This window comes from Duganella sp. Root198D2, assembly GCF_001428585.1.
Taxonomy (GTDB): Bacteria; Pseudomonadota; Gammaproteobacteria; order Burkholderiales; family Burkholderiaceae_D; genus Rugamonas.
The window spans coordinates 16686-36104 of record NZ_LMIC01000049.1 but is presented as its reverse complement, the minus strand read 5'-3'; the positions used below and the strand labels follow the sequence as shown (position 1 = coordinate 36104).

The window sequence follows — 19419 nt, the reverse complement described above, 5'->3', positions numbered from 1 at the left end:
GTGGAAGCTTACCGACTTTCGCCCTTGACGAATGTTACAGGTTGTAAGCGCCGCCCCGCATATTATCAGTGTTTGGCCGCTTTGACGGCCCTCAGCTCGACCGGCTGCGCGGCTTCCGCCGCGGATCCGGCATCCAGCTCGCCATCCTTCATCGGGCCGTTGCCGGAGTACTTGTCGAGGAACAGGTAGATCACCGGCGTGATGTAAAGGGTAATCACCTGCGAGAAGAGCAGGCCGCCGATGACAGCCAGGCCCAGCGGCTGGCGCAGTTCGGCGCCGGCGCCCAGGCCCAGCGCAATCGGCAAGGCGCCCATCAGGGCCGCCAGCGTGGTCATCATGATCGGGCGGAAGCGCAGGATGCAGGCCTCGCGGATCGCATCCAGCGGCGCCTTGCCCTCTTCCCGCTGCGCCACCAGGGCGAAGTCGATCATCATGATCGCGTTCTTTTTCACGATACCGATCAGCATCAGGATGCCGATGATGGCGATCATGGTCAGGTCCATCTTGAAAATCCACAGCGTCAGCAGCGCGCCCACCGCCGCGGACGGCAGCCCGGCCAGGATGGTCAGCGGGTGGATATAGCTTTCGTACAGCACACCGAGCAGTACGTAGATCACGCCCAGCGCCGCCACGATCAGGATCAGCTGGCTGCCTTGCGAATCCTTGAACACGGCAGCATCGCCGCCGTAGCTGGTGATGATCGAGGCCGGCAGGCCCATCTGCATGCCCATCTTTTCGATCCTGGCGGTGGCATTGCCGAGCGGGATATCGGGCGCCAGGTTGAAGGAGATCGTGATCGCCTGCAGCTGGCCCTGGTGGTTGACCGACGTCGGGCCCACAGTGCGCTCGACGCTGGCAAAGCTCGACAGCTGCACCAGCTGGCCGCTGCTGTTACGCACCGACAGCTTGGTCAATGAGTCGTCGAACTGGCGGTCTTCGGTCGCCGCTTCGAGGATCACGAAATAGCTGGCGGCCGAGGAGTAGATGGTCGACACTTGGCGCTCGCCGAAAGCCAGGTAGAGCGCAGTGCGCACATCGGCCAGCTTGACGCCCAGCATATTGGCCTTGTCGCGGTCGATCTTCAGTTGCGCCTGCAAGCCCTTGTTCTGCGAATCGCTGGTGACGTCGCGGAAGTCGGTATCGGCGCGCATCAGGTCCAGGAACTTGGCGGCCCAGTCGTTCAGGGCATCCGGGCTGACCGACTGCAAGGTGTACTGGTAGCGGCTTTTCGATGGACGGCCGCCGAGCTGCAGGTTCTGCACCGGGCTCAGGTAGACCTGGATGCCGGCGATCTTCCTGGTTTCCCTGCGCAGGCTGTCCAGCACCTCCGTCATCTTCTTGCGCTCCGCGCGCGGCTTCAGCACCAGGAACATGCGGCCGGTATTGCCGCCGCCGGTGAACGAGGTGACATCCTTGATGTTCGGGTTGGCCTGGATCGTGGCTGCCACCTTCTCCTGCAGTTCCAGCATGGCCGAAGTCGAGATGTCTTCCGACGCTTCGGTATTGACGCGGATCTGGCCCAGGTCTTCCTCCGGGAAGAAGCCTTTCGGGATGGCGATGTACAGCCAGGCCGTCAACGCAAAGGTGCCAAGCGCGATGCCCAGCACCACGAAGCGGTGGTGCAGCGCCAGCTCCAGCGTGCGCGCATAGGCGTCGCGCGTGGCATGGAAGGCGCGCTCGAAGTGGCGACCGATAAAGGTATCGTCGCCCGAGGTCTCATGCGAGTCGGCCGGCATGAAGCGCGAGGCCAGCATCGGCACCAGGGTCAGCGACACGATCGCCGACACCAGCACCGACAGGCCGACCACCACGGCGAACTCGTGGAACATCAGGCCCATCACTCCCGGCATGAAGAAGATCGGGATGAACACGGCCACCAGCGAAACCGAAATCGAGACGATGGTGAAGCCCATCTCTTTCGAGCCGACCAGGGCTGCCTGCAAGGGTTTCTTGCCCAGTTCGATATGGCGCACGATATTTTCCAGCACCACGATCGCATCGTCGACCACCAGGCCCACCGCCAGCGTGATGCCGAGCAGGGATACGTTGTCCAGGCTGTAGCCCAGCGCATACAGCAGCGCCAGGGCGCCGAGCAGCGAAATCGGCATCGTGACGGCCGGGATGAAGGTGGCAGCCAGGCGGCGCAGGAACAGGAAGATCACCAGCACCACCAGCACCACGGTCAGCGCCAAGGTCAGGTTCACGTCGTGGATCGCTTCGCGGATCGACACCGAACGGTCGTTGACCAGGTTGATCGAGACCGATTCCGGCAGCTGGGCGCGGAAGCGCGGCAGCAGCTTGCGCACCGCATCGACCACCTGCACGGTGTTGGCATCGGGCTGGCGTTGCACCAGCAGCACAATGGCGCGCTCGCCGTTATAGCTGCCGGCCGCCTTGATCGACTGGTAGCTGTCTTCCACCGTCGCCACTTCCTTCAGGCGCACCGGCTGGCCATTGCGGGTAGCGATGATCAGGTCGGCGAAATCGGCGGCATGCATCAGCTGCGCGTTGCCCTGGATGGTCAGCGTCTGGCTCGGTCCATCGATGGTGCCAAGCGGGGTGTTGGCGTTGGCGGCCTTGATGGCGGCCTGCAGTTCGTCGAGCGTCAGGTTGCGCGAGTTCATCAGGTCCGGCTTGGCGCGTACGCGCACGGCAAAGCGCTTCTGGCCGTTGACCGACACCTGGGCCACGCCGGGCAGGGTGGACAGGTTGGGCGCCACCAGGTTTTCCGCGTAATCGTTCAGCTCCGACAGGCTCAGCGATGGCGAAGTCATGGTGGCGAACAGCACCGGCGCATCGGCCGGGTTGACCTTGCGGTAGGACGGCAAGTCCGTCATTTCCTGCGGCAGCGAACGCTGGGCGCGCAGCAGCGCCGCCTGCACGTCGACCGCGGCTTCATTGACGTTGATCGACGCATCGAATTCCAGCGTCAGCGAAGTATTGCCGAGCGTGCTGGTGGAGGTGATCATCGACAGGCCGCCGATGGTCGAGAATTGTTTTTCCAGCGGCAGCGCGACCGACGACGCCATGGTTTCCGGCGAGGCGCCCGGCAAGTCCGCGCTGACGTTGATGACGGGGGTGTTATAGCTCGGCAGTGCAGCGACGGGAATATGGGAGTAAGCCAGCACACCCGCCAGGATCAGGCTCAGCGAGAGCAGCACCACCATGATGGGGCGCCGGATACTCAGCTCGGAAAGGTTCATTCGGACTTGCCTTTCTTGTGGCCCTTGCCGTTCTGTGCCACTGCAGGTTCGGCGATGCGGACTTTGCCGCCCGGGCGCAGGTTCTGCTTGCCTTCGACGATGATCTGTTCATCGCCGTTCAGGCCGGTGACTGCGGCCAGCGTGCCGAAGCCATGGATGCGTTGGACGTTGACTACCTTGGCCGTCTGGTCAGGCGCAACGGTGTACACGAAAGTGCCTTTGGTATTGGTAATAATAGCGTTCTGCGGAACCACCAGGGCGTCTTTCAGCGTGGCGACCGTCAGCCTGGTGTTGACGTACTGGCCCGGCCACAGGCGGCTGTCGGCATTATCGAACACTGCCTTGACGCGGATCACGCCGGCCACCGGATCGACCGTATTGTCGACAAAGCTGAGCTGGCCTTTGACCGGCTTGTCCGAATTGTTCTGGAAGGCTTGCACCGCCACCTTGCCGGCGCGCTGCGCATCGAGCAGGGCCGCCAGGCTGGACTCCGGCACGGTGAAGGCGACGTTGATCGGGTTGAGCTGGGTCACCGTGGTGAGCGAGGTGCTGAGCTGAACCAGGCTGCCCGGGTAGACGTTGATGGCGCCGACGCGGCCGTTCAGCGGCGCGCGGATTTGCGTGAAGCTCTGGTCGACCTTGCTGGCGCGGGCCACGGCGATATCGGCTTCCAGTGCGGCCCGGCTCGAGTCTACCTGGCTCTTCAGGGTATCGACAGCGCTCTGGGCCAGGAAGTTCTGGGTGCGCAGCTCTTGCGCGCGCTGGTACTGGCGCTCCAAATCGGCCAGGGAGGCGCGGTCTTTCGCCACCTGCGCATCCGCCTTCTCGACATTGGCCGCTTCGCTGCGGGCATCGAGCGAGAACATCAGCTCGCCCTGCTTGACGAACTGGCCTTCCTTCACATGCACCTTGACGATGGTGCTGGTGGTTTGCGGGTGCAGGTCGACAGTCGAGATCGGGCTCACGGTGCCGTTGGCCGACAGTGCCACCGGCACATCCTGGCGCTGCGGCGCCACCACATTGACCGTGGTCGGGCCTTGCTCGCCCTTGCCTTTACCGCCAGCACCGCCATTGCCTTGCGCGTGCTCTGCGCCCTGCTCGGCCGGGCCCTTGTTCGCAAGCCAGGCGCCGCCGCCGATGGCCATGGCCAGGCCCACCACTACTGCCAAAGTTTTCTTCTTCATGTGAGGTCTAACTACTTTCCTGCATAAAATTCCGGGAACACGAGGGTGGCTTCCAGGCCGCCGCTCGCGTGATTGGCCAGGCTCAGGCTGGCACCGTGCTGTTCAGCGATATTGCGCGCAATCGTCAGGCCGAGGCCGGTGCCGCCGGAGGAACGGTTGCGCGAGGTTTCAAGGCGATAGAACGGTTCGAACACCTGTGCCAGCTGGCTGGCCGGGATGCCAGGTCCTTCGTCGCGGATGCGCACGCGCGAAGCGCCGGCTTCGCGCTCGACCGTCACATGGGCACGCTGGCCGTACTTGACGGCATTGTCGATCAGGTTCACCAGGCAGCGGCGGACGTCGAGCGGGCGGCCCATCAGGTCCATGGCGGCGCGGCCTTTCAAGTCCACTTCCTGGCCGGCGTCGGCGGCGTCGGCGCATACGCTGTCGAGCAGGGCGTCGAGGTCGACGCGCTGCATGGCTTCGGTGGTGTCCATGCTGCGCGCCAGGTCCAGGCCCTCCTTGACCATTTGCTGCATGGCCGACAGGTCTTCCAGCAGCTTGCCCTGCAATTCAGGGTCTTGCACCTTTTCCAGGCGCAAACGCATGCGGGTCAGCGGCGTCTGCAAGTCGTGCGTGATGGCGGCCAGCATTTCGGTGCGCTGGGCGATGTGCTGGCGGATGCGCGCTTGCATCGCGTTGAAGGCAGCCGATGCGGTGCGGATTTCGGTTGCGCCGCCCAGCGTGATCGGCGCGTAGTTGATGTCGTTGCCCAGGTTCTTGGCGGCGTCGGCCAGTTTATTCAGCGGCCCCATCGTCATGCGGGCCACCAGGTAAGCCAGCACGGCAATGCTGAGCAGGAATGGAACAAAAGCGGCATATTCATTTTTGCCTGTCGGCGCCGGCTGGCGCGGCGGCAGGATGGACAATTTCAGGTGCTGGCCGTCGGGCATGGTGACCGCCAGCGATTCGCAGGTGCCGCGCCAGGTGCCGGTACCGGCGCCGAACACGGAAAAGGCCGTGTAGGCAGGCGTTGGGCGTTCGCAGGCGTCCGGGCGCTCAAGCAGCGATTGCAGGGCATATTCCTTGCCGAGGCGGTTGGCCAGGGTGGCGCCGAACTCGCTCATTTCCGGGTTGATGCCGTTCAGGTCGTTCAGCACTTCGAGCTTGATGGCGCCCATGCTCGCCACGCGCAGGTACTGGTTGCGCGACTCCGGCAACACCACCACCGCGGTCGAAATGATCTGCTCGGCACGTTCGAGGGCAAAGAAATCGCGGTAGCGCTGCAAGGTGCGCTGGCGTTCGTTGACTGCGAGGTATTGGGTCAGCGCGGCAGAGGCAAGGATGCCCAGCATCAGGACCAGGAAGACCCGGCCCGTCATGCCCCTGAAGAACGCTTTCATCAGTCGGGCTCCACGGCCACCGTACCTGCCAGGACGTAGCCGCCATTCCGTACCGTCTTGATGATTTGCGGCAGGCGGGCATCTTCGCCCAGCTTCTGGCGCAGGCGGCTGATCTGGATGTCGATCGAACGGTCGAACGGATCGGCATCGCGGCCTTGCGTCAGGTTCAGCAACTGGTCGCGGTTCAGCACGCGGTTCGGGTGCTCGAGGAAAACCTTGAGCAGGCGGAATTCGGCGCCGGATAGCATGATGACCGTGCCCTGCGGGTTGACCAGGTGGCGCGCGGTCAGGTCCAGCACCCAGTTCGAGAAACGGATGCGGCTGGCTTTGTCGACGCCGCTGGCGGCGGTACTGGTACTACGGCGCAGCACGCTGCGGATGCGCGCCAGCAACTCGCGCGGCTCGAACGGTTTTGGCAGGTAATCGTCGGCGCCCATTTCCAGGCCGAGGATGCGGTCCAGCGGCTCGCTGCGCGCAGTCAGCATGATGACCGGCAGGGTCGAGTGGGCGCGCAGCTTGCGGCACAGTGTCAGGCCGTCTTCGCCGGGCAGGTTCAGGTCCAGCACGATCAGGTCGGGCTTGCTGTTATCGAGCAGCTTCCACATGGCCGCGCCATCGCTGGCGCCGTGGGTGCGGTAACCATTGGTTTCCAGATAGTCCTGCAACAGGGTGCGGATATCACGGTCGTCGTCGACGATGAGGATAGTGGCGGCATTTTCCATGCCTACAATTATCCCTTGATACGCTCAGGCAGGGGAATGAGTTTGTATCGCCATGTGTATACCGATCCGGTCTACACAATGCGTTACAAACTCCCCCGGCCAGTCCTTATTCCTGGGTCAGGTTCCAAGTGCCGTCGTTCAGGTTCGGCGGAATGCTCCAGACACCGCTCATCTTCTGCAGGCTGTCGAGCTTCCCTGTAAATAACATGCCGGGGTAATCCGGGTCCCCAACGAAAGTCAGCGTCCCGTCAGCACCCAAGGTGCCGGTAAAGCTGAAAGAAGTCGCCATCCCTAAGCAGTAACCTCGCGCACTCCCATTGACGTCCACTGTGAGACGGCATTCCAGCGGATAGCCGCCGGGAGCAGGCACCCCGCCAAAGTAGCTCCCCTTCCAATTACCGGCAAACCGAACCGCCGTGTCCACCTTGCGCGACAGTTTCTGATTGGCATAGCCAAGCATTTCCCACGTCTCCTTCTGCGAGCTTGCTGCGCCGGTTGCCGTGATAGTCTTGGTCGAATTTGAAACACATTTCACCTCGACCCCGAGCTCGGGCTCCCACCAGCAATTGCGCTCAGTAACGATGGTGGAGGTACTACTTTTTTCGCTTGAGTTCCGAATCACCTTGATGGTGTTGAAGGTTCCGGCCGCCACCGTTACAGTCTCTTGTGCAACCGCGCTGTCCTTGATTTCAACGGCGGCCTGAGTCGGAGCTTGCGGCGAACAGTTATTGCTCACAACGATCGAATATTGCCAGTTCATGCCGACCGAGATTGTCAACGGTGCTACAGCGTGATGAGGCAGATTTGGAGTGCTTGTGCAGGTCGAACTATTTTTTCCGCCAAGCCAGCGCCCAAGGACGTCATATTCGTCAGTCGAGGTGCTTGAACTGAATTTTGGACCAGCTGGCCATGTCGTCGTCGACAACGGCGAATCGTACAGGTGAGTAACGGAAACTCCACCGTCAGCTGCCACATTGCTGACCGACGCCGTGATATAGCTCGACGTTTCCGCAGCGGCGCCGTCCTGACTGACCAGTTTGTAGGCGTAATAGTCGTTTACCGTCGGCTTCGCCGCCAGATACGTCTTCGGCCCTGTTTCTAGTTGCGGAGACTGAACGCCGCCCGCTTGATTGCCGCCCCCACACCCAGCCAGAACTCCCAGCGCTGTCATTACGCCAACCCAACGAGAACGCATACTTTTCCTTTGCAAGTGAAATTTTGTTATAAAAATAATCTTTACATAAAGAAAATAATTGTGCAACAACTGGATACAAAACCCTTGCTCCAGGACATTTGGAAAAAGCAGGAAAGCGAGAAGATGCGTCCATGTGCAGTGCGAGTGCACATTTTCATAAATTCATTTCTGAAGGGATAAATGATGAAAACCTTGCATAAAGCATTCGTCATCAGCGCAGCTGTGTTTGGATTTGGCGCGGCTTCTTTGCCGGCCATGGCAGAAGAGGCTCCGCAGCATCAATATGCGGCGACCAAGTTCGATCCGGTAAAGATGCAGGAGCGTATGGACGCGCATGCCAAGCGCATGCACGATACGCTGAAAATCACGCCGGCCCAGGAAGCCGCGTGGCAGGCTTATTTGTCGGCACTGAAATCGAATATGCCGCAGCGCGGCCAGTTCGATCGCGCCTCGTTCAAGAATATGCCGGCGCCGGAGCGCATGGAAAAACGGATTGAAATGACGAAGGCCCGTTTGAGCCGCATGGAAAGCAACCTGGCAGCGACGAAAACCTTCTATGCCGCCCTGACGCCTGAACAGCAAAAACTGTTTGATGAAAAGGCCGGCCATTTCGGCCACGGCAGGCACCACGGCGCCATGCACCAACATCGCTGATCCGGGACGGCAAGCAATAAGGGCGCCTCGCGGCGCCCTGTTGTGGCAAAACCTAGTCCTGGGTGATCAACCAAGTACCGCTGCCTTGATTCGGCACGCTCCAGGTGCCGCTGATCTGCTGCTGGCTTTCGAACTTTGCTGTGATCGTCTGGCCTATGACACCGTTGCTGACCAGGTTCAATGCCAGCGTCCCGTCCGGATTGACCTTGCCGATAATATCGAATTCGAATCCTCTGTCTGCGCAACTGCCCTTGATCGTCCCATCGGGGTGGAACATCGCCGTACACTTGCCGTAGGCGTCGCCTAGCAGGAGGCCGCTCCAGGACCCGGTGAAACGCAGGGCCGATTCCATCTTGCGCCCCAGCTTACGATTGGAAAAACTTTGCAACTCGAAGGAGTCGGCATAATTCGTCTTTTCTCCGGTCGCCTTTTTCGTCCGCACCATATTGGTAAGGCATTTCACCTCCACGCCCAACTCGGGCTCCCACCAGCAGGTGCGCTCACGCACCGACGTCCAGGTCTCATTGATCGAGGTGGAACTTCGCGTTACTTTGAACGCATTGAACGTACCAGCAGGCACGGACACCGGCTCCAGGGCGCCGACCGTATCTTTGAATTCCAGGGTGGATTGCACAGGCCCTGCGCCACAATTGGTATCGAACGCGCCCGCATGCTGCCAGTTCATCCCGGCCGAAATCGTCCGGAGCGCCACGAGGTGATATGGTGGATTGGCGGTCTGGACACAAGAAAAATCCTTGATACTCAGCAGCCGTCCCAGGCTGTCATAATCTTCAGTGCTCGTCTGCGAACGGTATTCCATCAGTTCGGATTGCCCGCCGATTGCGGACACGTATTTAAGGGTCGCGCCTCCATCCGTTGCAACCGCGGCGACCAAACGCGTTACATATTCGGTCCAATCGCCCTGGCCTGAAACCTGCCACACCTGTTTGTACGAGTAATAGTCGCCCACGCTTGGCGTGGCTGCGACATATGTCTTGGGGCCGGTGGGTAATTGCACGCTCGCGCCTGCACTGCCATTACCATTGGCACTACCACCGCCACCGCCACAGGCGACCAGCAACGCCGCCAACACCGTCACGCCAAGACAACGAACATCCATAAACTTCCTTCGACCATTTGTTTATTCAGCAAAAACTATTGATATTATCACAACCTCCCATCCAAAATAAAGGGCGCCTTTCGCGCCCTTGGACTAGTTCAGCTTTTGCAGTGATCGCAAGAATTTCTCTGCGTTCTGGAATCCGATGACACGCGAACCGGCGATTTCCTGGCCCGCCGCATCGAAGAAAATAATTCCGGGCGGGCCGAACAAGGTGAAGCGCTGCAGCATGGCCTTATCGGCTTCGTTATTTTCCGTCACGTCCACCTGCAGCAAAATCGTATTGGCCAATTTCTGCTGGACCGCCGGGTCGACGAAGGTCAGCTTCTCCATTTCCTTGCACGACACGCACCAGTCGGCATAGAAGTCCAGCAGCACGGTTTTGCCGCCGGTCTGCTCCAGCACCGCATCCAGGTCTGCCACGGTTTTGATGCGGGTGAACTGCAGGTGGCGGTCGGCGCGGCCGGCCAGCCTTTCAATCGGGTGCAGCGGATCGGCACTGCCGGTCGCCAGCCCTGCTACCTGGATCAGGCCGAATAGCGCAAAGAAGGCTGCGATGACTTTCGGCAGCCATTTGCCGCGCTCATGGGTCAGCAGGAAGAACGCATAGCCCACGCCCAGGATGGCCCAGCCGATCATCTGCACTTTACCCGGCAACACCGGTGCGACCAGCCACAAGGCCATCGCCAGCATCAGCACGCCGAAGAAGCGCTTCACAGCCTGCATCCAGATGCCGGCGCGCGGCACCAGGGCGCCGGCCGAGATACCGACCAGCAGCAGCGGGATACTCATGCCCAGCGCCATCGAGAACAATGCACTGCCGCCGATCACGACGTCGCGGGTCTGGCTGATGTACACCAGCGCTCCGGCCAGCGGAGCGGCGACGCAAGGGCCGACGATCAGGGCGGAGATGGCGCCCATCGCAAACACGCCGGCCAGTTTGCCGCTGGACTGGCGGTTCGATGCGCCGGCCAGGCGCGATTGCATGGATGCCGGGACTTGCAGGTCATACACGCCAAACATGGACAGCGCCATGGCGGCCATCCCCAGGCCGAAGAAGCCGAGGACCCAAGGGTTTTGCAGGGCAGCCGACAAACCCTGGCCAACCAGGCCGGCTGCCACGCCGAGCACGGTGTAGACGATTGCCATGCCCAGCGAATAGCTGACCGACAGCACGAAGCCGCGCGAGCGGTTGCCGGCAGAACCATCGCCAACAATGATCGAAGACAGGATCGGCACCATCGGCAGTACGCAGGGAGTGAAGGACAGGCCCAGGCCAAGCAGGATGAACAGGGGCGCAATCACCAGCAGGCTGCCACCCTTCAAGGCCGATTCGATCTTGCCCATTTCGCTGTCGCCGGAGGCGGCCACCGCCACGGGGACTGCTGCCGCCACGGCCGCCTCTGGCGTATCGACGCCAGCCGATGCCGGGGCGCCCGGCACGCTCTGCTGGGCAGCCGCAGCGCCCTGCTTCGCGCCGAAGCCGAACACGCCGCTGCCAATGGATGCGCTGCTGCCGCCCACCACCATCAGGCGCGCCGACGATTCCATCGGCGAATAGCACAAGCCTTTCTCCGAACAGCCCTGGCTCGTGGCCTTCAGGGTGAACGGCCCCGGCGCCTGCACCGGGATCACGATCGTCACCTGGTGGCGATAGGTCTCCACATTCTTGGCAAACGTCTCATCGTATTTGACCTTGCCCGGCGGGATTTGCGCTTCACCCAGGGTTGCGCCGTCGGCAACGAACTTGAAGCGCTCGCGGTACATGTAATAGCCGTCGGCGATCTCGTAGGTCACGGCGATGGCCTTGCCCTCCACCACCTTGGCGGAAAACTTGAATGCGACCTGCGGATCGAGGAATTCTTCGTCGGCCCGCGCCGCGCCGGCAAACAGGAATACAAAGAGCGAGAGCGTGGCGAACAGCCACGTCTTGAAGAAGGACGCTTGTCGTTGCATGGTCTTGGGCGGTGGATCGATCGGGCACGCCAATCTTACACCGGGCGGCTTAACGCCGCTTTAAGCTGCTACCAGTGGAAAATAAAAAAAGCCGGGCAATGCCCGGCTCTTCAATAAACCTGACTGAGATTACTCAGCGGTTGGTGCCTCGTCAGCGGAGGTGGTTTCTGGACGGTCCAGCAGCTCGATGAAAGCCATTGGAGCGTTGTCGCCATGACGGAAACCCATTTTCAGGATACGCAGGTAGCCGCCGTTGCGGTTTGCGTAGCGTGGGCCCAGTTCAGCGAACAGCTTCAGGACCATCTCGCGATCGCGCAGACGGGAGAAAGCCAGGCGCTTGTTGGCCAGGGTGTCGGTCTTGCCCAGGGTCAGGATTGGTTCCACGACGCGACGCAGTTCCTTTGCCTTTGGCAGGGTGGTCTTGATCGCTTCGTGACGCAGCAGCGAAACAGTCATGTTGCGCAGCATTGCCAGACGGTGGGACGAGGTACGGTTCAGTTTACGGAGGCCGTTACGGTGACGCATGGTACTTCCTTTCGATGTTGTTTAAATCCGAGATCTTCGATCGCCTTGGCAAGCCGCGGCGCGGTCCGGTTATCACGTTAAGACGCCAGCGGCAAAACGCAGCGGGCGGTACTGCTAAACTGCTAATCAGTTGGTGACAGGGCAGAACATCGCTGCGCGATGTCCAGCACTGTCACCCGATCTGGAAATTACTTCTCCAGGCCAGCCGGTGGCCAGTTCTCGAGTTTCATGCCCAAGGTCAGGCCGCGCGATGCCAGCACTTCCTTGATTTCGTTGAGCGACTTGCGGCCCAGGTTCGGGGTCTTCAGCAGCTCGTTTTCGGTACGCTGGATCAGGTCGCCGATGTAGTAGATGTTTTCTGCTTTCAGGCAGTTGGCCGAACGCACGGTCAGTTCCAGGTCGTCCACTGGACGCAGCAGGATCGGATCGACCATTGGAGCACGCGATGGCGCTTCAGCGGTGGTTTCGGTGCCTTCCAGGGCAGCAAACACGTTCAGCTGGTCGACCAGCACGCGCGCCGATTGACGGATCGCTTCTTCCGGGGTGATCACGCCATTGGTTTCAATGTTGATGATCAGCTTGTCCAGGTCGGTACGCTGTTCCACACGAGCCGATTCGACAGCGTAGGAAACACGGCGCACTGGCGAGAACGAGGCGTCCAGGATGATGCGGCCGATGGTCTTGTTGGCGTCTTCCGACAGGCGACGCACGTTACCAGGAACGTAGCCGCGGCCTTTTTCGACCTTGATCTGCATGTCCAGCTTGCCGCCGGCAGTCAGGTTGGCGATCACATGGTCCGGGTTGATCAGTTCCACGTCGTGTGGCAGGTCGATGTCCGACGCTAGCACCGGGCCTTCGCCTTCCTTCTTCAGGGTCAGGGTCACGGAGTCACGGTTGTGCACCTTGAAGACGACGCCCTTCAGGTTCAGCAGCAGGTCAACCACGTCTTCCTGCACGCCGTCCAGCGAGGAGTACTCGTGAACGACACCGGCGATGGTGACTTCGGTCGGCGCGTAGCCGGTCATCGAAGACAGCAGCACGCGGCGCAGCGCGTTGCCCAGAGTGTGGCCGTAGCCGCGCTCGAACGGCTCCATCACGACTTTGGCGTGACCGTGGCCCAGGGCTTCAACATCGATAATACGTGGTTTCAACAAGCTATTTTGCATGTAAATGTCCTTTTCATTACCCTCGGCTCGTTACACCGATAAGGCTGATGGCATTAAATGGAAAAGGCGGGAGCCAGTCCCGCCTTGGTACAGCAACCCGGGATTAACGGGAATACAGTTCGACGATCAGCGATTCGTTGACGTCAGCAGCGATTTCGTTGCGCTCTGGCAGGGACTTGAAGGTACCTTCCATTTTCTTGGAGTCAACCGACACCCAAGCTGGCATGCCAACTTGTTCGGCCAGCGACAGCGCTTCGACGATACGGGTCTGCTTCTTCGACTTTTCGCGCACAGCGATCACGTCGCCGGTCTTCACGTTGAACGAAGGGATGTTCACCACTTGGCCGTTCACGGTGAAGGCTTTGTGGGAAACCAGCTGACGCGCTTCCGAGCGGGTCGAGCCGAAGCCCATGCGGTAGGCAACGTTGTCCAGGCGGGATTCCAGCAGGGACAGCAGGGTTTCGCCGGTTGGGCCCTTGCGGCGCTCAGCTTCAGCGAAGTAGCGACGGAACTGGCGTTCCAGCACGCCGTACATACGCTTGACCTTCTGCTTTTCGCGCAGCTGGTTGCCGTAGTCGGAGGTGCGGGCGCCGGATTTCACGCCGTGCTGGCCTGGCTTGACGTCCAGTTTGCACTTGGAATCGAGCGAGCGGCGTGCGCTCTTCAGGAACAGGTCGGTGCCTTCACGGCGGGACAGTTTTGCTTTTGGTCCGATATAACGTGCCACGGTATTTTCCTTAATGATTTAGATGACGCCCCAGCCGCATCGGGATGCGGTTAGGCGCTAGCCTGCTCCACTGACAAGCAGGCGGTGGCTCAACATTGCCAACGCGGCCACAGATGCGGCGCGAGAAGGCAAAAATAGCCGGACAGTATAACCGTTTCCGGTTCACTGTTCCAGCGATTTTGATTGCAGAAGACGGTGGCCGGTTCACACCGAACCGGCCAATGTCAGACTGACTATTAGATGCGACGACGCTTAGGAGGACGGCAGCCGTTGTGCGGCACTGGAGTCACGTCCTGGATCTCGGTGATCTTGATGCCCAGGTTGTTCAGTGCGCGAACAGCGGATTCGCGGCCAGGACCAGGGCCCTTGATGCGAACTTCCAGGTTCTTCACGCCGCATTCCTGCGCAACTTTACCAGCGGCTTCAGCAGCAACCTGCGCTGCGAACGGGGTCGACTTACGCGAACCCTTGAAGCCAGCACCACCGGAGGTCGCCCACGACAGAGCGTTGCCCTGGCGGTCGGTGATGGTGATGATGGTGTTGTTGAAGGAAGCGTGAACGTGTGCGATACCTTCAGCGACGTTCTTCTTGACTTTCTTGCGTACGCGAGCGGCTGCTGCGGAGCTTTGTTGCTTAGCCATAGTAGTTCCCTAGATTATTTCTTCAGCGATTGAGCGGCTTTGCGCGGGCCCTTGCGGGTACGTGCATTGGTGCGGGTGCGCTGACCGCGGACCGGCAGGCCCTTACGGTGACGCATACCGCGGTAGCAACCCAGATCCATCAGACGCTTGATGTTCATCGACAGCTCGCGGCGCAGGTCGCCTTCCACGATGAATTTGCCGATTTCTTCACGCAGCTTCTCGAGTTCGCTGTCGTCCAGGTCCTTGACCTTCTTGTTGGTTGCAACGCCGGCTTGTGCGCAGATGAACTGCGAACGAGGACGGCCGATACCGTAAATCTCGGTCAGGCCGATAACGGTGTGCTTATGATTTGGGATGTTAACCCCTGCAATACGTGCCATTCGTTATTCCCTCGAATTAACCTTGACGCTGCTTGTGACGAGCTTCCACGCAGATTACGCGGACCACGCCCTTGCGCTTGATGATCTTGCAGTTGCGGCAGATGCGCTTAACTGAAGCGTTAACTTTCATGATTGCACTCTCTTATGTTCGAAATTGCTTAATTAATTACTTTGTCCGGAACACAATACGGGCCCGGGACAGGTCGTACGGCGTCAATTCAACCGTGACTTTGTCGCCAGGGAGAATGCGGATGTAGTTCATACGCATTTTACCCGAAATGTGGCCGAGTACCACGTGGCCGTTTTCCAGCTTTACCCGAAAAGTTGCATTGGGCAAGTTCTCCAGGATCTCGCCCTGCATCTGAATTACGTCGTCTTTTGCCATTTATCGTGTCGGAAGCCCGCCCTTGAAGTTAGCTTTGCGCAGCAGCGATTCATATTGCTGCGACATCACATAATTTTGCACTTGGGCCATGAAGTCCATGGTCACAACTACAATAATCAACAGCGAAGTACCACCAAAATAGAACGACACCTTCCAGTAGCTCTGCATGAATTCCGGCAGCAGGCAGACTACGGTGATGTACACGGCACCCGCCAGGGTCAATCGCATCAGGATCTTGTCGATGTAACGGGCTGTCTGCTCACCGGGACGAATCCCTGGCACAAAGGCCCCGCTCTTCTTCAAGTTGTCCGCAGTTTCTTTGCTGTTGAACACCAGTGCGGTGTAGAAGAAGCAGAAGAAAATGATTGCCACGGCGTACAGCAGTGCATGGATTGGCTCACCAGGAGCCATCGACGCAGCCAGATCTTTCAGGAAGCGGACCACCGGGTTAGAGGTGTCCGCACCTTTCGAAAACCAGTCCACGATGGTAGCCGGGAACAAGATAATCGACGAAGCGAAGATCGGCGGGATTACGCCTGCCATGTTGAGCTTGAGCGGCAGGTGGCTGGTCTGCCCACCGTAGATCTTGTTACCGACCTGACGTTTGGCATAGTTGACCAGGATCTTGCGCTGGCCACGTTCGACGAACACCACGGCGTAGGTGACAGCTGCCACCAGGACCACGATGACGATCCCCGAGAAAGCGTTGATCTGGTTGTTGCTGACCTGGGTGAACAAGCCACCCAAGGCACTCGGCAGACCAGCCGCGATACCGGCGAAGATGATGATCGAGATGCCGTTACCAAGGCCGCGCTCGGTAATCTGCTCGCCCAACCACATCACGAACATGGTGCCGGTCAGCAGCGTCACCACGGTGACGAAGCGGAAGCCCATGCCAGGGTCGATCACCAGGCCAGGCTGGGATTCCAGCGCGACCGCGATGCCGAACGCCTGGAACAGTGCCAGACCGACAGTTGCATAACGGGTGTACTGGGTAATCTTGCGACGGCCCGATTCACCTTCTTTTTTCAGCGCCTCCATGGTCGGCGACACGATCGACACCAGCTGCATGATGATCGAGGCCGAAATGTATGGAGTAATGCCCAGGGCAAAGATCGTGAAACGCGACAGCGCGCCACCCGAGAACATGTTGAACATGCCCAGGATGCCGTTCTGCTGCGATTCAAACAACCGTGCCAGCTCTACCGGGTTGACACCCGGCACAGGGATGTGTGCACCGATACGGTACACCACCAGAGCGCCCAGCAAAAACCACAGCCGGTTCCAAGGGAAGCCGGCGGCGGCGGATTTAGCAAGCTGTTGGTTTGTTGCCAATTTTCGCTCCGATTAAGCTAGCTGACTCAGGCTACCGAGCCGCCAGCTGCTTCGATGGCTGCTTTCGCGCCAGCGGTCACTTTCAGGCCTTTAACGGTCACTGCTTTAGTGATTTCGCCGGAAGCGATAACACGTACGTCGCGTGCCAGAACATTCAGCACGCCGGCCTGTTTCAGCACCAGGATGTCGACTTCACCGACAGCCAGGGCGTTCAGGTCGGACAGACGCACTTCAGCCTTGAAAGTGGCATTCAGGGATTTGAAGCCACGCTTAGGCAGACGACGCTGCAGAGGCATTTGACCGCCTTCGAAGCCGACTTTATGGAAGCCGCCCGAACGCGATTTCTGACCTTTATGGCCGCGGCCTGCGGTTTTACCCAGGCCGGAGCCGATACCGCGGCCAACGCGGCGCTTAGCGTGCTTCGCGCCTTCTGCTGGTTGAATGGTATTCAGTTGCATTGTTTTCTCCAGTTCCTAAGGGTCGCTTAGGAAACGACTTTAACGAGGTAGGCGACCTTGTTGATCATGCCGCGCACAGCAGGAGTGTCCTGCAGTTCGCTGACAGAGTTCACACGACGCAGGCCCAGGCCACGCACGGTTGCGCGGTGGTCTTGACGGGTGCCGATCAGGCCCTTCACCAGTTTGACTTTGATAGTGCTCATTGAAGTGCTCCCTATTAACCCAGGATCTCTTCAACCGACTTACCGCGCTTGGCGGCGATGTCAGCTGGAGTGCTCATTTTGGCCAGGCCGTCCAGGGTGGCGCGCACCAGGTTGTACGGGTTGTTCGAGCCGGTGGATTTCGCCACGACGTCGGTCACGCCCATCACATCGAAGATAGCGCGCATTGCGCCACCTGCGATCACGCCGGTACCTGGCTTAGCTGGCGACATCATCACTTTCGACGCGCCGTGGCGGCCGGTGACGGTGTGCTGCAGGGTGCCGTTCTTCAGAGGAACCTTGATCAGGTTGCGACGGGCTTCTTCCATTGCCTTCTGCACACCGACCGGAACTTCCTTCGACTTGCCCTTGCCCATGCCGATGCGGCCATCGCCGTCACCAACCACGGTCAGCGCGGCGAAGCCCATGATGCGACCACCCTTGACCACTTTGGTCACGCGGTTGATCGCGATCATCTTTTCGCGCATGCCATCATCCGGCTTATCGGATGCCATTTTTGCTTGCATTTTTGCCATGATCGTACCCTTAGAACTTCAGGCCAGCTTCACGCGCGGCTTCAGCCAGCGCCTTGATGCGGCCGTGGTAACGGAAACCGGAGCGGTCGAAGGCGACTTCGGTGATGCCCGCTTTCAGTGCTTTTTCTGCGACACGCTTGCCAACCAGTGCGGCAGCGGCGGCGTTGCCACCCTTGCCCGACTTGCCAGCCAGCTCGGCGCGAACTTCCGCTTCCACGGTCGAGGCCGAAACCAGAACTTTGGCGTCTGGGCTGATCAGGTTCGCGTAAATGTGCAGGTTAGTGCGGTGCACCGACAGGCGGTTCACTTTCAGTTGCGCGATCTTGATGCGAGTTTGACGTCCGCGGCGCAGACGAGATTCTTTTTTGTCCATCGTCAGCCCCTAATTACTTCTTCTTGGTTTCTTTGAGCTTAACCACTTCGTCCACATAGCGGACACCCTTGCCCTTATAAGGCTCAGGGGAGCGGTAAGCACGCACTTCGGCAGCCACCTGGCCAACCTTTTGGCGATCAACGCCAGAGATGATGATCTCGGTTGGGGTCGGGGTTGCCACCTTGACGCCGGCAGGCATGTCGTGAACGACCGGGTGCGAGAAGCCCAGGGACAGGTTCAGCTTGTCGCCTTGGGCCTGGGCTTTGTAGCCCACGCCGACCAGGGACAGCTTCTTCTCGAAGCCCTTGGTTACGCCCACGACCATGTTGTTGACCAGGGCACGCAGGGTGCCGGACATGGCGTTCGATTCACGGCTGTCATTGACCACGTCGAAGGACAGGGTGCCAGCATTGTTTTCAACTTTAACCAGGCCGTTCAGGCTCTGGGTCAGGGTGCCCAGTGGGCCCTTGACGGTGATCGCTTGTGCGGAGATGGCAACTTCGGCGCCAGCAGGCACAACGATCGGCATTTTAGCTACACGAGACATTGTGTTACTCCTTAAGCCACGAAGCAGATGACTTCGCCACCAACACCGGTAGCGCGCGCCTTGCGATCGGTCATGACGCCTTGCGGGGTCGACACGATTGCCACGCCCAGGCCGTTCATCACGGTTGGGATCTCATCTTTGCCTTTGTAGATACGCAGGCCTGGACGCGAAACACGTTCCAGACGTTCGATCACAGGACGGCCTACATAATATTTCAAACCGATTTTCAGTTCCGACTTGCCCTCGTTGGTGGACACGGCGAAATCTTCAATGTAACCCTCGTCTTTCAGGACGTTGGCAATCGCAACTTTAACCTTCGACGATGGCATTGCCACGGAGGTCTTTTGCACGGTTTGTGCGTTGCGAATACGGGTCAGCATATCGGCGATAGGATCGCTCATACTCATTGCTTATTCTCCTATTACCAGCTGGCTTTGGTCATACCCGGGATCTCGCCACGCATGGCGAATTCACGGAGCTTGATACGACCCAGGCCGAATTTACGGAAGGTGCCACGTGGGCGACCGGTGACCTGGCAGCGGTTACGCTGACGGGTTGGAGCCGAGTTACGCGGCAGTGCCTGCAGTTTCAGGCGCGCTTCGTAACGCTCTTCTTCCGACTTGGTCTGGTCATCAATGATGGCCTTCAGAGCGGCGCGCTTGGCAGCAAACTTGGCTACCAGGTCAGCACGCTTCTGTTCACGGTTAATCAGTGCGAGTTTTGCCATGAT

Annotated in this window: 23 protein-coding genes; 1 reads left to right on the top strand and 22 read right to left on the bottom strand. The window is 59.8% G+C overall.

Going from position 1 to position 19419, the window contains the following annotated elements; translation table 11 throughout:
• Positions 1–65: 65 nt before the first annotated feature.
• From ASE26_RS25610 to ASE26_RS25590, 5 genes are all read right to left on the bottom strand, one after another.
• The gene (locus ASE26_RS25610) at positions 66–3203 is read right to left on the bottom strand and encodes an efflux RND transporter permease subunit (RefSeq protein WP_057247174.1); all 3138 of its coding nucleotides are present in this window, start codon (positions 3201–3203) and stop codon (positions 66–68) included.
• Positions 3200–4387 carry an efflux RND transporter periplasmic adaptor subunit gene (locus ASE26_RS25605; protein ID WP_055937685.1) on the bottom strand — a complete coding sequence of 396 codons (1188 nt, stop codon included), beginning with the start codon at positions 4385–4387 and terminating at the stop codon, positions 3200–3202. Before ASE26_RS25605 ends, ASE26_RS25610 begins: the two co-directional genes overlap by 4 nt.
• 11 nt (positions 4388–4398) lie before the next feature.
• Positions 4399–5769 carry a cell wall metabolism sensor histidine kinase WalK gene (locus ASE26_RS25600; RefSeq protein WP_055937682.1) on the bottom strand — a complete coding sequence of 457 codons (1371 nt, stop codon included), beginning with the start codon at positions 5767–5769 and terminating at the stop codon, positions 4399–4401.
• Positions 5769–6491: a response regulator gene (locus ASE26_RS25595; protein WP_055937679.1), complete on the bottom strand. Its 723-nt coding sequence runs from the start codon at positions 6489–6491 to the stop codon at positions 5769–5771. Before ASE26_RS25595 ends, ASE26_RS25600 begins: the two co-directional genes overlap by 1 nt.
• Before the next feature lie 106 nt (positions 6492–6597).
• Positions 6598–7662, bottom strand: a complete 1065-nt coding sequence (locus tag ASE26_RS25590; RefSeq protein WP_057247173.1) for a hypothetical protein — start codon at positions 7660–7662, stop codon at positions 6598–6600.
• 204 nt (positions 7663–7866) lie between these two features.
• On the opposite strand from ASE26_RS25590, the gene ASE26_RS25585 reads away from it, so the two are divergent.
• Positions 7867–8340 carry a Spy/CpxP family protein refolding chaperone gene (locus ASE26_RS25585; RefSeq protein ID WP_055937673.1) on the top strand — a complete coding sequence of 158 codons (474 nt, stop codon included), beginning with the start codon at positions 7867–7869 and terminating at the stop codon, positions 8338–8340.
• Positions 8341–8392: 52 nt separating this feature from the next.
• On the opposite strand, the gene ASE26_RS25580 is transcribed toward ASE26_RS25585, so the two are convergent.
• The 17 genes from ASE26_RS25580 to rpsN form a co-directional block, all read right to left on the bottom strand.
• The gene (locus tag ASE26_RS25580; protein WP_156410011.1) at positions 8393–9460 is read right to left on the bottom strand and encodes a hypothetical protein; all 1068 of its coding nucleotides are present in this window, start codon (positions 9458–9460) and stop codon (positions 8393–8395) included.
• 93 nt (positions 9461–9553) lie between these two features.
• Complete coding sequence (dsbD, locus tag ASE26_RS25575; RefSeq protein ID WP_055937667.1) at positions 9554–11416, bottom strand: protein-disulfide reductase DsbD; 1863 nt, start codon at positions 11414–11416, stop codon at positions 9554–9556.
• A gap of 129 nt (positions 11417–11545) precedes the next feature.
• Entirely contained in the window at positions 11546–11941 is a 396-nt protein-coding gene (gene rplQ / locus ASE26_RS25570; protein WP_055937666.1) for a 50S ribosomal protein L17, read from the bottom strand.
• A 188-nt stretch (positions 11942–12129) separates the two neighbouring features.
• Entirely contained in the window at positions 12130–13107 is a 978-nt protein-coding gene (locus ASE26_RS25565; RefSeq protein ID WP_055937663.1) for a DNA-directed RNA polymerase subunit alpha, read from the bottom strand.
• Between the two features lie 103 nt (positions 13108–13210).
• Entirely contained in the window at positions 13211–13834 is a 624-nt protein-coding gene (rpsD, locus tag ASE26_RS25560) for a 30S ribosomal protein S4 (protein ID WP_055937659.1), read from the bottom strand.
• A gap of 236 nt (positions 13835–14070) precedes the next feature.
• A complete protein-coding gene (gene rpsK, locus ASE26_RS25555; RefSeq protein WP_028101645.1) occupies positions 14071–14475 on the bottom strand; it encodes a 30S ribosomal protein S11 in 405 nt (134 codons plus the stop codon).
• 14 nt (positions 14476–14489) lie between these two features.
• Positions 14490–14855, bottom strand: coding sequence for a 30S ribosomal protein S13 (gene rpsM, locus ASE26_RS25550; protein ID WP_055937656.1), 366 nt, complete (start codon positions 14853–14855; stop codon positions 14490–14492).
• Between the two features lie 16 nt (positions 14856–14871).
• Positions 14872–14985: a 50S ribosomal protein L36 gene (gene rpmJ / locus ASE26_RS30320; RefSeq protein WP_082507582.1), complete on the bottom strand. Its 114-nt coding sequence runs from the start codon at positions 14983–14985 to the stop codon at positions 14872–14874.
• Positions 14986–15021: 36 nt separating this feature from the next.
• Positions 15022–15240 carry a translation initiation factor IF-1 gene (infA, locus tag ASE26_RS25545; RefSeq protein ID WP_005663428.1) on the bottom strand — a complete coding sequence of 73 codons (219 nt, stop codon included), beginning with the start codon at positions 15238–15240 and terminating at the stop codon, positions 15022–15024.
• Positions 15241–16575, bottom strand: coding sequence for a preprotein translocase subunit SecY (gene secY / locus ASE26_RS25540; protein ID WP_055937653.1), 1335 nt, complete (start codon positions 16573–16575; stop codon positions 15241–15243).
• 26 nt (positions 16576–16601) lie between these two features.
• Complete coding sequence (gene rplO / locus ASE26_RS25535; protein ID WP_028101648.1) at positions 16602–17033, bottom strand: 50S ribosomal protein L15; 432 nt, start codon at positions 17031–17033, stop codon at positions 16602–16604.
• A gap of 26 nt (positions 17034–17059) precedes the next feature.
• On the bottom strand, positions 17060–17236 hold the full coding sequence (gene rpmD / locus ASE26_RS25530; protein WP_035373423.1) for a 50S ribosomal protein L30: 177 nt from the start codon (positions 17234–17236) through the stop codon (positions 17060–17062).
• Positions 17237–17250: 14 nt separating this feature from the next.
• Positions 17251–17769, bottom strand: a complete 519-nt coding sequence (rpsE, locus tag ASE26_RS25525) for a 30S ribosomal protein S5 (RefSeq protein ID WP_055937650.1) — start codon at positions 17767–17769, stop codon at positions 17251–17253.
• A 10-nt stretch (positions 17770–17779) separates the two neighbouring features.
• Entirely contained in the window at positions 17780–18142 is a 363-nt protein-coding gene (gene rplR / locus ASE26_RS25520; protein WP_028101651.1) for a 50S ribosomal protein L18, read from the bottom strand.
• A 13-nt stretch (positions 18143–18155) separates the two neighbouring features.
• A complete protein-coding gene (gene rplF, locus ASE26_RS25515; protein WP_055937648.1) occupies positions 18156–18689 on the bottom strand; it encodes a 50S ribosomal protein L6 in 534 nt (177 codons plus the stop codon).
• Between the two features lie 11 nt (positions 18690–18700).
• Positions 18701–19096: a 30S ribosomal protein S8 gene (gene rpsH, locus ASE26_RS25510; protein ID WP_055937646.1), complete on the bottom strand. Its 396-nt coding sequence runs from the start codon at positions 19094–19096 to the stop codon at positions 18701–18703.
• Between the two features lie 14 nt (positions 19097–19110).
• A complete protein-coding gene (rpsN, locus tag ASE26_RS25505) occupies positions 19111–19416 on the bottom strand; it encodes a 30S ribosomal protein S14 (protein ID WP_055937643.1) in 306 nt (101 codons plus the stop codon).
• Between the last annotated feature and the right edge of the window lie 3 nt (positions 19417–19419).

Excerpts from the sequence above, each read along its gene's own strand:
- ASE26_RS25610 (WP_057247174.1), bottom strand. The coding sequence starts at position 3,203 with ATGAACCTTTCCGAGCTGAGTATCCGGCGCCCCATCATGGTGGTGCTG.
- ASE26_RS25605 (WP_055937685.1), bottom strand. The coding sequence starts at position 4,387 with ATGAAGAAGAAAACTTTGGCAGTAGTGGTGGGCCTGGCCATGGCCATC.
- ASE26_RS25600 (WP_055937682.1), bottom strand. The coding sequence starts at position 5,769 with ATGAAAGCGTTCTTCAGGGGCATGACGGGCCGGGTCTTCCTGGTCCTG.
- ASE26_RS25595 (WP_055937679.1), bottom strand. The coding sequence starts at position 6,491 with ATGGAAAATGCCGCCACTATCCTCATCGTCGACGACGACCGTGATATC.
- ASE26_RS25590 (WP_057247173.1), bottom strand. The coding sequence starts at position 7,662 with ATGACAGCGCTGGGAGTTCTGGCTGGGTGTGGGGGCGGCAATCAAGCG.
- ASE26_RS25585 (WP_055937673.1), top strand. The coding sequence starts at position 7,867 with ATGATGAAAACCTTGCATAAAGCATTCGTCATCAGCGCAGCTGTGTTT.
- ASE26_RS25580 (WP_156410011.1), bottom strand. The coding sequence starts at position 9,460 with ATGGATGTTCGTTGTCTTGGCGTGACGGTGTTGGCGGCGTTGCTGGTC.
- dsbD (WP_055937667.1), bottom strand. The coding sequence starts at position 11,416 with ATGCAACGACAAGCGTCCTTCTTCAAGACGTGGCTGTTCGCCACGCTC.
- rplQ (WP_055937666.1), bottom strand. The coding sequence starts at position 11,941 with ATGCGTCACCGTAACGGCCTCCGTAAACTGAACCGTACCTCGTCCCAC.
- ASE26_RS25565 (WP_055937663.1), bottom strand. The coding sequence starts at position 13,107 with ATGCAAAATAGCTTGTTGAAACCACGTATTATCGATGTTGAAGCCCTG.
- rpsK (WP_028101645.1), bottom strand. The coding sequence starts at position 14,475 with ATGGCTAAGCAACAAAGCTCCGCAGCAGCCGCTCGCGTACGCAAGAAA.
- rpsM (WP_055937656.1), bottom strand. The coding sequence starts at position 14,855 with ATGGCACGTATTGCAGGGGTTAACATCCCAAATCATAAGCACACCGTT.
- rpmJ (WP_082507582.1), bottom strand. The coding sequence starts at position 14,985 with ATGAAAGTTAACGCTTCAGTTAAGCGCATCTGCCGCAACTGCAAGATC.
- infA (WP_005663428.1), bottom strand. The coding sequence starts at position 15,240 with ATGGCAAAAGACGACGTAATTCAGATGCAGGGCGAGATCCTGGAGAAC.
- rplO (WP_028101648.1), bottom strand. The coding sequence starts at position 17,033 with ATGCAACTGAATACCATTCAACCAGCAGAAGGCGCGAAGCACGCTAAG.
- rpmD (WP_035373423.1), bottom strand. The coding sequence starts at position 17,236 with ATGAGCACTATCAAAGTCAAACTGGTGAAGGGCCTGATCGGCACCCGT.
- rpsE (WP_055937650.1), bottom strand. The coding sequence starts at position 17,769 with ATGGCAAAAATGCAAGCAAAAATGGCATCCGATAAGCCGGATGATGGC.
- rplR (WP_028101651.1), bottom strand. The coding sequence starts at position 18,142 with ATGGACAAAAAAGAATCTCGTCTGCGCCGCGGACGTCAAACTCGCATC.
- rplF (WP_055937648.1), bottom strand. The coding sequence starts at position 18,689 with ATGTCTCGTGTAGCTAAAATGCCGATCGTTGTGCCTGCTGGCGCCGAA.
- rpsH (WP_055937646.1), bottom strand. The coding sequence starts at position 19,096 with ATGAGTATGAGCGATCCTATCGCCGATATGCTGACCCGTATTCGCAAC.
- rpsN (WP_055937643.1), bottom strand. The coding sequence starts at position 19,416 with ATGGCAAAACTCGCACTGATTAACCGTGAACAGAAGCGTGCTGACCTG.